This window comes from Nocardia sp. NPDC047648, from assembly GCF_040642815.1.
GTDB lineage: Bacteria > Actinomycetota > Actinomycetes > Mycobacteriales > Mycobacteriaceae > Nocardia > Nocardia gamkensis.
Genome location: NZ_JBEYSX010000017.1, coordinates 73492 through 87149, shown reverse-complemented (window position 1 = coordinate 87149; position 13658 = coordinate 73492). Strand labels below are relative to the sequence as shown.

The window sequence follows — 13658 nt, the reverse complement described above, 5'->3', positions numbered from 1 at the left end:
GTGGCCGAGACCGGGGACGGATTCCACAGCGGCGAACTGACGGTGATCGGGCGGATCAGCACCGCCAGCAACGTGACCCTGGTCTGCGATGTCGAGGACGCCGCCACCGGCGCCGCGCCGCTGCGGGTGGTCTACAAACCGATCCGCGGCGAACGGCCACTGTGGGACTTCCCCGACGGCACCCTGGCCGGGCGTGAGGTGGCCTCCTACCTGATCTCCGAGGCCGTCGGCTGGGGCGTGATCCCCGAAACCATTCTGCGCGAGGGCCCTTTCGGCATCGGCATGGTGCAACGCTGGGTCGTCGGCGTGGACAACCACACCGACCGCGGCGACCGCCTGGACCTGATCGACCTGTGCCCCGCGGGCGCGGTGCCCGACGGATTCCGCGAGGTGCTGCGCGCGGTGGACGACGTGGGCAACGAAGTGTCACTCATCCACGCCGACGATCCGCGACTGCAGCGCGTGGCGGTACTCGATGTGCTGCTCAACAACGCCGACCGCAAGGGCGGGCACGCGCTGGAAGGGCTCGACGGGCAGGTCTACGGCGTCGACCACGGCATCTGCCTGCACGCGGAGTACAAACTGCGCACCGTGCTGTGGGGCTGGGCCGGTCAACCCCTCGGCGAGGGCCTGATCGCGGACATCACCGCGTTCGCCAAGCAGCTGCCCGGCGCGTTCGCCGACACCCTCAGCTCCCACATCACCGACACCGAGATCGACGCGTTGATCGAGCGCACCCAGCAGTTGCTCGACGAACCGGTGATGCCGGTACCGCGCACCTCCCGCCCCATCCCGTGGCCCGCCTTCTGAACCCGCCGCCGCGCGGGCCGGATTCCTGGCACAGTTGAAGCTTCGAACGCTCGGCGCCACGACGAGGAGGACGCGATGCCCCACTCCACTCCGGACCGGGCGGCACCGGCGGTGCGGATCGTCATCGGCGCACCGACCTACCGCATCGCGCTGCACTATGTGCATCTCTACGACAAGAAGCCCTATCCCGACACCGACCTGCACCTCTACGACAACGGCGTCTACTGGCTGAGCTCGGCGGGGGAGAACCACTTCGGCGTCTACGTCCTCACCGAAGGCTCGGTGGACTCCGGGCGGTTCACCATGCGGTTCATCTCTTTGCCTTCCGCGGACTGGGGCGATACGGTCGCTTATCACGAACTCGAGTTCGACGTCGCGCGCGGCGAATTCACCCAGCTCGCCCTCGCCGACACCGATCCCGACATCCCCGAGCTGGACGGCACGTTCGCGATCACACCCAACACGATCACCGATCCCACCGGCCGCGCGGGCAGCTGATTCAGCGAAACCGAAATCATTGACATCCCACGATTTGCTGGAAGACGCAGGTCGCGACGGGCGAGCGCACCCGCCCGACGGTCGCGGGCACCGGGCCGGGCACCGATGACCCCCACCACACCTTTACCCTCGTAAGCATGCAGTCCTGGTCCGATACCGCCCTCCCCACCGTCCCCGGAGCAGGACCGCCGTTGCGGTTGTACGACACCGCCGACCGTCAGGTACGCCCGGTCACCCCCGGCTCCACCGCGACGATGTACGTCTGCGGCATCACCCCCTACGACGCCACCCACCTCGGGCACGCCGCGACCTACCTGACCTTCGATCTGGTCAACCGCCTGTGGCGCGACGCGGGCCACGACGTGCACTACGTGCAGAACGTCACCGACGTCGACGACCCGCTGTTCGAACGCGCCGCCCGCGACGGCGTGGACTGGCGCGAACTGGGCGCCGCGGAGACCGATCTGTTCCGCGAGGACATGGCCGCGCTGCGGATCGTGCCGCCGCGCGATTACATCGGCGCCATCGAATCCGTCGACGAGGTCGTGGAATTCGTGCAGAAACTGCTGGCCTCGGGCGCGGCCTACGTCGTCGACGACGCCGAATTCCCCGACGTCTACTTCCGCGCCGACGCCACCGAGCAGTTCGGCTACGAATCCGGCTACGACCGCCACACCATGGAGCGGCTGTTCGCCGAACGCGGCGGCGACCCCGACCGCCCCGGCAAACGCGACACCATCGACGCGCTGCTGTGGCGCGCGGCGCGTCCGGGCGAGCCCTCCTGGCCCGCCCCGTTCGGCCCCGGACGCCCCGGCTGGCACATCGAGTGTTCGGCGATCGCCTTGAACCGCATCGGCCCGGAATTCGACATCCAGGGCGGCGGCAGCGACCTGATCTACCCCCACCACGAATACTCCGCCGCGCACGCCGAGTCGCTCATCGCCGGGCGCCGCTTCGCCCGCCACTACGTGCACGCCGGCCTGATCGGGCTGGACGGGGAGAAGATGTCGAAATCGCGCGGCAACCTCGTCCTGGTCTCGGCGCTGCGCCGCGACGGCGTCGACCCGGCGGCCATCCGCCTGGGCCTGCTGGCCGGACACTACCGCCGCGACCGGATGTGGACCGACGCCCTGCTCGAGCAGGCGCAGCAACGTCTGGACCTGTGGCGCGACGCCGCCGCCCGCCCGGCGGGCCCCTCGGCCGCCGACACCGTCGCCCGCGTGCGCCAGCACCTGGCCGACGACCTGGACACCCCCAAGGCGCTCGACGCGCTCGACAGCTGGGCCCGCCGAGCCCTCGACTACGGCGGCCAGGACACCGACGCCCCGGCATTGATCGCCACCGCCGTCGACGCGCTACTCGGCATCCGCCTGTAGAACCGCTGCTCTTGCCCGCATCCCCTCGCCCGTGATGGGGTAGCCGCGTGTGCAAGCTTCCCGGTGCGGGTCTGTTCGGTCCCGGCGGCAAATTCGCGACCCTGGCCGCCGGACGACTACGGCCCGCGGCCGACCCCGCCGATCCACGCACGATCGCGGCGCGTACCCGGTTCTTCGGCGCCGGCACCGTCGACCCCGCCACCGGCGCACCGCGCAGCGACCGGGTCGTGCTGTCGTGGGTCGGCTGTACCACCTACGCCCTGGCCATCGGCGGTTCGGTTTTCCTGCTCGATGCCTGGGTGCCGCGGCTGACCAGCACCGGGTACGTCCCGGCCACCCCGCAGCAGTTGGCGGACCTGGCGCCCGCGGCGATCTTCATCGGTCACGGGCACTTCGACCACGCGGGCGACGCGGGCCGCATCGCGCAGGCCACCGGCGCCACCGTGCACGGCACCGCCGAGCACTGCGCGGCAATCGCCGCGCAGGTCGGCGACCCGGCGTTGCCCACCGTCGCGCACGGTGACGCGCACACCCCGATCGGCGCCCGGGAGGACTGCACCGTCGGCGCGGTCGAGGTCAGCGTCATCCGGCATCTGCACTCCGCACGCACCCCACCCGATCCCGTCGGCGGCTCACCCCGGTTCTTCCCCCGCCCCGAACCGGGAATCGTGCGCACACACCCGCCGACGCTCGAAGGCCTGCTGCAAGCAGTGCCGCGGCTGCGTGACGCCGAGGGCGGGGTACTGCTGTACCAGTTCCGGGTGCCGGGTCTGTGCCTGGTGTGGCACGACTCGACCGGGCCGCTCACCGAACGCGCACCGCACGTGTTCGACGTCCTGGCCGCGCTACCGGCCACCGACGTACAGATCGGCGCCGTGCAGGGCTACAACCAGATCAGCAACGGCCTGCGCGATCCCCGCACCTACCTCGAGGCACTGTCGCCGGGACTGTTCGTCCCGTCCCATCACGACAACTGGCTGCCCGGCCTGACCGCGAGCGCGGCGACCTACGACGCACCGCTGCGCGCGGAACTGGACAAGATCCCCGCGGCACGACGACCGCAACTGCGCGCATTACACGACCCCGCCGACTACATCCGGCCCCAGCGCCTCACATTCACGCTGTGACAGCGCACGGCCGCGCCGATACCGCAATCGCCACTCCCGCAAAGAAACATCGCGGGCGGGTTTCGGCCCGCGATGGCGCGAGCGGCTCGGTTCGGTGTGCTCGCCCCAGGCGCGCGTCCACCCGCCGCCGATGAGGCGGACGCCCACCACGTCCGGTTGCCGCACGACGCCACGGCGCGCGACCCTCTCCGGGCGGACGGCGAGCGAACGAACTCGGCGAATGTCACATACGGAAAATCGCTGCGGCATTGCGTGTTTCGCACAATCGGTGATCGCGCAGCCGCGGCCGGGCCGCCTAGGTTCCGTCCTGTAATTCGCGTGTCGGTCGGTGTCAGCTGTATGCCGTGCGAGTTGATGGACCGAGGACGGAACCTGGCTGCAGCGGGCGCTCACTACAGCTCGACACCTAACCTCTGACAGATTGATCAGCGATCTGCCTGTCGAGCACAAGGATCGGTCACCGAACACTGGCGCACGAGCTGGTTCAAGCCCGGTCTGCGCGATGACTGGCTGTCACCCTCTTTCCGTCCATTCCGATGAAGCAGGGCGGCAGGCTGGGAGCAACCGTGGCGGAAGGGAGCCATCCGGTCGAGGTCGCGCCCCTCGAGTGGTAGTTGTAACCAAACAGAGTGGCTACCAAAAGCACGGTTTACGCGCGAATTGCCGGGGTAAATGTGACCGTGAGCGAGTCCCACCTGATCGTTGGAAGCAGCGGCGTCACCCGACGACGAGGAAGAACCGAAGCGAGGCGAGAGGGAAAGCTTCGCCGAAGATGTCCGGCACAGCAACCAGTGGTCTCCACCGAAAGAGGCGGCATGGGAAACGTGACTCCGGCGCCAAGGGAACCGAAACACAGCTTTTGGACGTCAGTCCCCGGTATCCTCACCGGAATCGCAGCGGTCATTACGGCCGTCGGGGCGATTATCGGCATCTATGTCGGTACGAAGTCCACACCGCCGGCTCAGCCGCCCACGACGGCCGCACCGACGTCCGCCCCATACGGCGGCGCGTACGCCGATCAGGCGGCGACGATCTATTTGCAGTACCGAGGCGACTCAAACCAGTGCACCTCGCAGTTGACGACGAAGATCGCAGGAAAGACCGTCTCGATACCGAATGCCGCATCCACCATATCCGTGAACGGGGTGCCTCAAGGCGCACAGAAGTACGAGGTCTCGGGCCAGATCGCATGCCCGACCCTTGGAACGTTCGATGCTTACGGCTCCGGGACGATCAATGTCACCAGCGGTAATACATATTACTACTGGTGGTCGCAATCCCCAGGTACCAAAAGTGCCACCGTCACAATCGGAACTCAGTGAAATCCCATGTGGTCGAGCGATGCTTCGACCGACTCGAGCAGTTCCGGGACCTGCCCACCCGCTACGCAAAACGCGCCGCCTACTACTAGGCCGAACTCACCATCGCCGCCATCATCCTCCGGCTCCGGTGACTTACAGGACACAACCTAGGCGGTCAATGCCGCGGCGGCAGTGGCGTACATGGTGTTCTTGATCGCGGCGAGGGTGCCGGGATCTTTGCCGCCCAGCGGAGCGAGCAGGGCCACGGCGGTGTCGGTGACCGCTCCCTCGGCGGCGGTGGCGTCGACGATGTCGAGGGCCGCGGCGTCGATGCCGCCGAAGCGGCGGCCGGTGGTCATCGAGGCGACGGCGCTTTTCGGGGTGAGTTTGGCCTGGATGAGCGCGGCCATGCCGGGGGTGAATCGGATGTGGATGTCGACTTCGGGGAAGCAGAAGTAGCCGCGGTCGGCGCGCATGACGCGGTAGTCGTGGGCGATGGCGAGCATGGCGCCCGCACCGAAGGCGTGGCCGGGCAACGCGGCGGCGGTGGGCATGGGCAAGGTCAGCACGCGGGCCAGCAGCGCCTGCACCTGCTCGACGTACCATTCGGCGCGTTCGGCGTGGGCGCCGAGCCAGTCCAGATCCAGGCCGTTGGAGTAGAACTTGCCGCTGGCGGTGGTGACCAGGCCCTGGGCGCCGTCGGCCACAGCGGTGTCGAGGTGGTCCCCGACCTGGTCCAGGAAGTCGGGGGAGAAACGGTTTTCGTCGCCGCCCAGATCGAGAACGGCGATCTTGTCTTGATAGTCGAGTGTGGGCATTGGTGTTCCTTCCATTGAGGGTCGGTGGTGGGGGATCACAGCGGCGGCGGGCCGACGGCGAGTACGGCGCGCACGGCGCTGCGCAGATACTCACGCGCGCACGGATCCGCCAGCCGGTCACGGCGCAACAGCACGGCGGTGGGCAGATCGACCAGGCACAACGTCATGACGTCGACGGCGTGGCGATCGCCGCGCTGCCACAGCCGGCGTGACAGCCGCACCAGCAGCTCGACCAGCACCGCGTCGGTGGCCGCGAGGTCGGCGGCCACACTGTCGGGCACCTCGCCCAGCAACTCCTCGCGCCGCACCGCGAGCAGCAGCCGCGAGGAGTCCGGGTGGCGCTCGGCGAAGACCGCGGGCGCCTCGGCGGCCGCGACCACGGCCTCGACGTCGTCGTCGTGCCGATCCAGCGCCGCGGTGACCAAGGCGGTTTGCAGGTCGAGGAAGCGGCGCGCGGCGCGCAGCCAGGTGCGGCCGAGCAACTCCGCGCGGGATCCGAAGGTGTGGTAGATCGCGCCGTTGGAGATGCCGGTGGCGGCGGCGACCGCGCGGGTGGTGACCGCGGCGGGGCCGGAGCCGACGGCCAGCGATTCCGCGGCGTCGAGCACGGTGTCGGGGTCGTGCGTCCGGGGGCGGGGCATGCCGACCACAGTAACAGAGCAGATGCTCTGTTATCGAGCGCGCGGCGGCCGCGAGCGCATCACGTTCGGGCGCTAGATATTTCAGCAGGTAACAGGTACCGAAGAGTCTTCTCGGGATACGCCGCGGTACTTCCCGGGCTCGGTCCGGCCGACGCTACGATGCGGTACTGTTCGGTCCCTCCCCCCTGACCGACCGAAGAGAACGGCGCACCCATGTCACGAGTGGTCACCAAGGAGCAGTACTTCGACACCGGGTTGGAAGTGCTCGCCGAACTCGGCTTCAAGGGTCTCAACATCGGCGTGCTGTGCCGGCAACTCGGCGTCACCAGCGGGTCGTTCTACCACCACTTCGGCAGCTGGCAGGGATTCGTCGACGCCCTGCTCGAGCACTGGGAGAACCGCCAGGTGCGCATCCTGGGCACCATGCCGTTCAACAAGGGCAACCCCGACGACGACATCCGCGCGATGTCCGACCTCGCCGCCGGACTGCACCACGCCGCCGAAGCCGCCATCCGCGCCTGGGCGGCCAACGACGAATCGGTCAACCTCGCCCTCAAACGCGTCGACGAATCCCGCAGACGCACCGTGCACAAAGCGGTCAAAGGCATCGTCCGCGACGACGACACCGCCGCCGTGGTCACCTCACTGGGCATGGCGATGCTCGTCGGCTACCAGCAGATCGCCGCGGGCGGGGAGAACCTGTCGCTGGACCAACTACTGGCCGAATACGCGCGCCTGATCTACAGCCACGCCCAGCGCTGACCTTGCTCGGTCAGCCGAGCAGTTCATCGACATAACACCAACGCCACGCCTCGCCCGGCTCCACACTGCGCATCACCGGATGACCACTGGCACCGTGATGCTTGGACGCGTGATTGCCCGGCGAGGAATCACAGCACGCCACGTGCCCGCACGACAGGCACATCCGCAGATGCACCCACGCCAGCCCCTCGGCCACGCACTCGGCGCATTCGTCGGGCCCGGCGTGCGCACGCACCAGCGGCGCGTCCCGCAGATGCGCGCACACCTCCTCGGCCACCGGCGCGGCCAACGGTTCCACGCGCTCCTCCTCGGCCTCATCGAAGCGATCGATGATCGACTCCTCCAGATCCAACTGCCCCAGCACATGCTGCAGGATCTGGTAGTCGACCGTGCCCGAATCCCGCACCCGCAACACCGATTCGCGTTCGGCACGCAACATCGCCAACCGCAGCCGCCGGTACTCCGCGGTGGGCGTCACCAGTTCCGATTCCGCCCGCCCCAGCCGCTCCCACGCCGCATTCGCCTTCCACGACACGCGGTCACGCAACGTCTGCACCACCCCCGGCGGCGTATCCGCGGTGATGTGCTCGTCGAGCGCGGCCAAACCGGCCGCCGTCGCCTGCTGCAACACATTCGCCTTCTGCAACGCGTCCTCGGCGCGACTGGGCGCACGCAACCGCAGCCACCGCACCAGCCACGGCAGCGACGTCCCCTGCACCAGCAACGTCCCCGCCACCACCACCAGCGCCAGCAGCTTCAGCACGGCCAACAGCGGCGTGTCCTCCGACAGCAGCAATACCGCCGCCAGCGTCACCACACCGCGCATCCCCGCCCACGACACCACGACCAGTTCACCGGCCGGCACCGCCGCACCATTGCCGAGACTGTGCGACACCAGCGAGGAACCGAACACCCAGATCGGCCGCGCCAGCATCGTCACCGCCACCACCGCCAGCGCCGACCACACCAACGTGGCGTGATCGAGATCGCTGTGCCAAGCACCCTCCACGATCCCGCGCACCTGCAACCCGATCAACACGAACACCGCGCTCTCCAGAATGAACTGGATCGTCCGCCAATTGATGCGCTCGGCGATCCGCGACGCGGCACTCTGCCACGCCGGCGCGTTGTGCCCGAGGATCATGCCGCACACCACTACCGCGATCACCCCGGAGGCATGGATGCTCTCGGCGGGCAGATACGCCGCGAACGGCGCCAGGAACGACAGCGTCGTATCCATCACCGGATCGGTGATGCGCCGCCGCAGCATCGCCAGCAGATACGCCACGACCACCCCCACCGCCGCGCCGCCACCGGCCGCCAACAGGAAATCCGCCCCCGCCTCCCACACCGACACCGTGCCCGCCGTCGCCGCCAGCGCGGTCCGCAACGCCACCAGCGCGGTCGCGTCGTTGAACAACGACTCGTCCTCCAGGATCGTCACGATCCGCCGCGGCATCCCGATCCGGCGCGCCACCGCCGTCGCCGCCACCGCGTCCGGCGGAGCCACCACCGCACCCAACGCGACCGCCACCGCGAACGGCACCGGCAACAGCCACCACACCACGATCGCCACGGCGAACGTCGTGAACAACACCAACCCCACCGACAACAACGCGATCGTGCGCACATTCGCCCGGAAATCCACCAGCGACGTGCGGATCGCAGCGGTATACAGCAAAGGAGGCAGGAAACCGAGCAGAATGATCTCCGGTTCCAGGTGGATCTCCGGCACGAACGGCAGATACGACGCCGCCACACCGCCCACCGTCAGTACCAACGGTTCGGAGACCCCGAACCGGCGCGCCAGCGCCGCCAACGCGGCCGCCGACGCGACGAGAACAACCAAGCCGATCGCGACATGCACGGTGGAATTCTCGCAGAGCGCACGATCGGCAAACCGCCCGCGCGGTAGATGACACGTGCGCGGTCGGCCGAACTACTGTGCCCGGCGCACCCACGCGCCATGCTTGTCGACGACAAGGAGGTAGACATGGAGGAGTTCGCGTCCTGGCGGGCGAACGGACGACGCCACACTCATCGCGGCCACCAGATCTTCTGGCGCGACGGAGGCTCAGGCGCCGACGGGACGCTGGTATGCATCCACGGATTTCCCACCGCATCGTGGGACTGGCACCGGATCTGGCCCGGTCTGTGCGAACGCTTCGCCCGCGTCATCGCCCCCGACATGATCGGTTTCGGCTGGTCGGCCAAACCCCGCCACTACGACTACCGCATCACCGACCAAGCCGACCTCCACGAGAACCTGCTCCGCGAACAGGGCATCGGCCGATTCCACATCCTCGCCCACGACTACGGCGACACCGTCGCCCAAGAACTCCTGGCACGCGACGCCGAACGCCGCGCGGCAGGCGACGAGTCGCTGATGATCGAATCGGTGTTCCTGCTCAACGGCGGCCTGTTCCCCGAGGCCCACCGCGCACGGCCGGTGCAGCGACTGCTGGCAGGCCCCCTCGGCCCGCTCGTCGGTGTCCTGGGCACCGAACGCACCTTCCACCGCAGCCTGGCCACCGTGTTCGGGCCCGACACCAAACCCACCGACATCGAACTGCACCAATTCTGGCTGCTGTGGTGCAGCAAACACGGAAAACGCAACGGCCACAAACTCATCCGCTACATGGCCGAACGCCGCAAACAGCGCCGGCGCTGGGTCGGCGCACTGCAGCAGGCCCAGGTCCCGATCCGGCTGCTCGACGGCGTCACCGACCCCGTCTCCGGCGGCCACATGGCACACCGCTACCGCGAGCTCATCACCGACGCCGACGTGGTGGAACTGCCCCGCATCGGCCACTACCCACAACTGGAAGCACCGGAACAGACCCTCGCGGCCCTGCTGGAATTCCACGCCGAGCGAGTGCACAAGCCCACCGCCTGACTCCCTCCGGCGAACCGTGTTCCGGACCGGCTACCAGGCCGGTCCGGAACACTATCGTGTAGACGACCATCGAGGATGGGGCCGACCCACCCGAAACAGGTTCGCGTGCAAACACTCTCGCGTTCCCACCCGAGCACCGAAGGAGCCGCCGATGCCCGCCGCCGACCTCCACCTGCACACCATCGAACTCGACCGCACCGGGCGAGTACTCACCGCACGCGTCGTCGCACCCCCGCTCAACTTCGTCACCCCCGCGGTCGTCCGCGACCTCGACACCCTCACCGCCACGGTAGACACCGACGACACCATCGGCGCGGTCGTGCTCACCGGGGGACTACCCGGCCGCTTCCTCACCCACGCCGACCCCGCCGCCCTCGGCGGCATGATCGACCGGCCACATCCCTTCGTCCCCGCCCGCGCCGCGGCACCGTTCCTGCGCGCCGCCGCGGCCGCGCTGCGCGTCCCCGGCGCGACCGACCTGATCGAACGCCACGGCGGCGGCCTCGGCGCGGGCCTGGTCTGGGGCCACCGCTGGAAGCGCACCACCTTGCGGATGAACCGCTCCCGCGTCGCCTACCTCGCCGCCATCAACGGACCCGCACTCGGCGGCGGCCACGAGATCGCGCTCGCCTGCGACCTGCGCTACGCCGCCGACGCCGAACACGTGCGCCTCGGCCAGATCGAGACACTCGCCAACCTGATCCCCGGCGGCGGCGCCACCCAACGCCTCACCCGCCTGCTCGGCGCCGCCAAAGCCATCGAGATCACCCTCGAGGGCACACCCTTCACCGCCCGGGAAGCACTGCGCCTGGGACTGATCCACCGCCTGCTCCCCGCCGAGGACCTGCTCGCCGAAACCCACGCCACCGCGGCACGGCTGGCCGCCCGCAACCCGATCGCCATCGCCGAACTCAAACGCGCCGTCTACTTCGGCTCCGACAAATCCCTCTCCCGCGGCCTGGACGCCGAACAAGCCGGATTCATCTCCGTCGGCACCACCGCCGCGGCCGCCCGCACCACCAAAGCCTTCTTCGAAGACCTCGACCGTCTCGCCGACACCCCCTTCCTCGCCGACCCGCAACCATGGTTGGACGGCACCCGCGTCGACCAGGTGAGCAAGTGACCAGCCGCGCCGTATCGCCACCGCGACAGCCTCTTCATCGGTCGGCGGCGTGCAGTGGCTTGCGGTGCAGGACCAGCTTGGTGGTGTGGGCCTTGTAGGCCTCGGGAGCGTCCTCCCAATCCGCGGTCAGGGTAGTGACCTGCTCGGCAGGGAAATCCTGCCGGGCAACGAAATCCAGCACTTCCGGCAGGATCGGCCGGACATTCGAGACCCCGATCTTCAGGGTGGCGTCATTGGCGTACATATGCATCAAAGGGACCTTCGTGCCGACGGGCAAGTAATAGCCCACCGGCCGGCAGAACCCGCCCGGCGCCAACGACCGCAGCGCGGCATCGACACCGGCGGCCGATGAAGTGCCCTCCACAGCGATGTCGTAGTCGCGGCGGGGGATATCAGCGAGCCGGACTCCGCGCTTCGACGCTGTGGCGTGCACTCTGGCACCGAGCTTTTCGGCGATCTCGAGCCGCTCGGTCCGGTGATCGACGTAGTCGACCACCTGCGCGCCGTGCCGGACCGCCAACCCGGCGGCGTACAGGCCGATGCTCTGCGCCGCGCCACCCAGAACGAGGACCTTGCCGTCCGGACGCACCCGCAGAGCGGGCACCACGCAACGCCAGGCGTCGGAGAGGTTGTCGCCGGCCGCGGCGACCCGCAGAGGGTCGACACCGGCAGGGATCGGCACGAGCATGTGATCGGCGAACGGGATACGCAGCAGATCCGCGACCATGCCACCCCAGGGGCCGCTGGCCGAGCCGAACCCGAACGCGGCCAGGGTCGAAGTGCGTGTGGTGGAACATTTCGCGGTGAGGCCCAGGCGGCATTCGTGACAGTCTCCGCACGAGACCGCCCAGGGGACCACGACCACGTCACCACGGCGCAGGGTGGTGACGTCCGCGCCGACCTCGATCACCTCGGCGACGCATTCGTGGCCGATACCGAACGGACCCCGGAACGGAACCGGCCCGCAGATGCTGCCCACGACCGGGTCGATCAACCCGGCCCGCATACCGAGCTGCATCGCGCGAGACACACGCCGATGGATCGGCAGGGTGTCACCATCGCATCGACCCGCCACGAAGGGACGCACGATCGCATCGCGCGCATCGGTCAGCACGGGTGTGGGCCGGTCCCGCCATCGCAGGTGCCCGGCGCGAACCAGTTGCAGCTCACGCATCCTCGCGCTGCCCCTGCGCCAGGGCGGCCAGCTCCTGGAATTTCACGATGTTCCCGGCAGCGCCCCACGTGCCCTCCGGCTGTTCACCGATCAGCACCCACACCCGCAGCGCGTCACCCGCGGTGAGACCGGCGGCCGCGAGTATCTGCTCGGTGACCTCCTCGACGAGCCCGGCCTTGCGCCGTTGTGAAAGCCCGCCTTCGGGAACGGTCACCTCCACACGGAACCGGGGCAGGTCGTCCTCCAGTGCGGCGAAACACCCCTCGGCCACCTCCTCGACGCGGCACCACGCTTGCGCGCGGAAGAACGCGGTATCGGGCGCGCCTTCCCACTTCAGCAGGGTTTTCGGCAGCGACTTCATCAGCTCGCCGCGCGCCTGGGCGGTCAGGACTCCGGTGGGCAGGGTCAAGTGGATCATCGGCATCGGCGTTCTCCCTCGTATCGGTCCGCTGTCTATAACAGACGTTATAATCTGGGGACGCTACTATATGACAGCCGTCATAGACAAGGAGGTAGCGATGCCGCAATCCCCGGACTCACGCCAAAAGCTCGTGGCCGGAGCAGCCGATATGATCCGGCGACGCGGCCTCAACGCCACCAGCGTGCGCGAACTGGCCAAGCACGCCCACGCACCGCTGGGATCGACCTACCACTACTTCCCGGGCGGCAAGACCCAACTCGCCACCGAAGCGGTCACCTTCGCCGGCGAACTCACCGCGACGCTACTCGCCCGCGAACTCGACAACGGACCCCTCCAGGGATTACGCGCCTTCCTACAGATGTGGCGAAAGCTGGTGGTGGACTCCGACTTCCGAGCCGGATGCCCGGTGCTGGCGGTCGCGATCGAAGACCTCCCCGAAACCGAAGGGGCGCCACACCAAGCAGCGGCCACCGCCTTCGGCCGATGGACCGACCTGCTGACATCCTCGCTGCGCGAACACGGCGCCGACCCCGCCGACGCCGAACTCACCGCCACCCTGATCGTCACCGCCGTCGAAGGAAGCGTGGCAGTGTGCCGCGCCGAGCGCAGCACGCGAGCGCTGGACCGCATCAGCCGAAAGCTCGAACTGATCGTCCAGGACACGATCGCGCCAACGCCCGAGGAGAACTGACCGCACCGCGACCCACCGGC

At 68.7% G+C, this 13658-nt stretch carries 14 protein-coding genes; 9 read left to right on the top strand and 5 right to left on the bottom strand.

Translation table 11 applies throughout. From position 1 onward, the window contains the following. From ABZ803_RS29420 to ABZ803_RS29400, 5 genes are all read left to right on the top strand, one after another. Complete coding sequence (locus ABZ803_RS29420; protein ID WP_357044251.1) at nt 1-810, top strand: SCO1664 family protein; 810 nt, start codon at nt 1-3, stop codon at nt 808-810. Between the two features lie 75 nt (nt 811-885). Continuing rightward, a complete protein-coding gene (locus tag ABZ803_RS29415; RefSeq protein WP_357044249.1) occupies nt 886-1308 on the top strand; it encodes a hypothetical protein in 423 nt (140 codons plus the stop codon). 137 nt (nt 1309-1445) lie between these two features. After that, on the top strand, nt 1446-2684 hold the full coding sequence (gene mshC, locus ABZ803_RS29410; protein ID WP_357044247.1) for a cysteine--1-D-myo-inosityl 2-amino-2-deoxy-alpha-D-glucopyranoside ligase: 1239 nt from the start codon (nt 1446-1448) through the stop codon (nt 2682-2684). Nucleotides 2685-2731: 47 nt separating this feature from the next. After that, complete coding sequence (locus ABZ803_RS29405; protein ID WP_357044245.1) at nt 2732-3811, top strand: MBL fold metallo-hydrolase; 1080 nt, start codon at nt 2732-2734, stop codon at nt 3809-3811. Nucleotides 3812-4626: 815 nt separating this feature from the next. Further along, nucleotides 4627-5133 carry a hypothetical protein gene (locus ABZ803_RS29400; RefSeq protein WP_357044243.1) on the top strand — a complete coding sequence of 169 codons (507 nt, stop codon included), beginning with the start codon at nt 4627-4629 and terminating at the stop codon, nt 5131-5133. A gap of 146 nt (nt 5134-5279) precedes the next feature. Here the strand turns inward: ABZ803_RS29400 and ABZ803_RS29395 are convergent, their stop codons facing one another. Both ABZ803_RS29395 and ABZ803_RS29390 read right to left on the bottom strand, forming a co-directional pair. Further along, nucleotides 5280-5930, bottom strand: coding sequence for an enoyl-CoA hydratase-related protein (locus ABZ803_RS29395; protein WP_357044241.1), 651 nt, complete (start codon nt 5928-5930; stop codon nt 5280-5282). Nucleotides 5931-5965: 35 nt separating this feature from the next. Next, on the bottom strand, nt 5966-6571 hold the full coding sequence (locus ABZ803_RS29390) for a TetR/AcrR family transcriptional regulator (protein ID WP_357044239.1): 606 nt from the start codon (nt 6569-6571) through the stop codon (nt 5966-5968). 213 nt (nt 6572-6784) lie between these two features. On the opposite strand from ABZ803_RS29390, the gene ABZ803_RS29385 reads away from it, so the two are divergent. Beyond that, nucleotides 6785-7333 (top strand): TetR/AcrR family transcriptional regulator, encoded by a 549-nt coding sequence (locus ABZ803_RS29385; protein WP_040867073.1) that lies wholly within the window; start codon nt 6785-6787, stop codon nt 7331-7333. A gap of 10 nt (nt 7334-7343) precedes the next feature. Here ABZ803_RS29385 and ABZ803_RS29380 read toward each other — a convergent pair whose 3' ends face one another. After that, on the bottom strand, nt 7344-9200 hold the full coding sequence (locus ABZ803_RS29380) for a Na+/H+ antiporter (protein WP_357044237.1): 1857 nt from the start codon (nt 9198-9200) through the stop codon (nt 7344-7346). 126 nt (nt 9201-9326) lie between these two features. Here ABZ803_RS29380 and ABZ803_RS29375 point away from each other — a divergent pair, with 126 nt between their 5' ends. Next, the gene (locus ABZ803_RS29375; protein ID WP_357044235.1) at nt 9327-10229 is read left to right on the top strand and encodes an alpha/beta hydrolase; all 903 of its coding nucleotides are present in this window, start codon (nt 9327-9329) and stop codon (nt 10227-10229) included. Between the two features lie 151 nt (nt 10230-10380). Then, nucleotides 10381-11352, top strand: coding sequence for an enoyl-CoA hydratase/isomerase family protein (locus ABZ803_RS29370; protein ID WP_357044233.1), 972 nt, complete (start codon nt 10381-10383; stop codon nt 11350-11352). A 34-nt stretch (nt 11353-11386) separates the two neighbouring features. Here ABZ803_RS29370 and ABZ803_RS29365 read toward each other — a convergent pair whose 3' ends face one another. Both ABZ803_RS29365 and ABZ803_RS29360 read right to left on the bottom strand, forming a co-directional pair. After that, the gene (locus ABZ803_RS29365; RefSeq protein WP_357044231.1) at nt 11387-12526 is read right to left on the bottom strand and encodes an alcohol dehydrogenase catalytic domain-containing protein; all 1140 of its coding nucleotides are present in this window, start codon (nt 12524-12526) and stop codon (nt 11387-11389) included. Continuing rightward, nucleotides 12519-12950 (bottom strand): tautomerase family protein, encoded by a 432-nt coding sequence (locus ABZ803_RS29360; protein WP_357044229.1) that lies wholly within the window; start codon nt 12948-12950, stop codon nt 12519-12521. The genes ABZ803_RS29365 and ABZ803_RS29360 overlap by 8 nt, the downstream gene beginning before the upstream one ends. Nucleotides 12951-13044: 94 nt before the next feature. Between ABZ803_RS29360 and ABZ803_RS29355 the strand changes: the two genes are divergently transcribed. After that, the gene (locus ABZ803_RS29355; RefSeq protein ID WP_357044227.1) at nt 13045-13638 is read left to right on the top strand and encodes a TetR family transcriptional regulator; all 594 of its coding nucleotides are present in this window, start codon (nt 13045-13047) and stop codon (nt 13636-13638) included. The last annotated feature ends 20 nt before the right edge of the window (nt 13639-13658 follow it).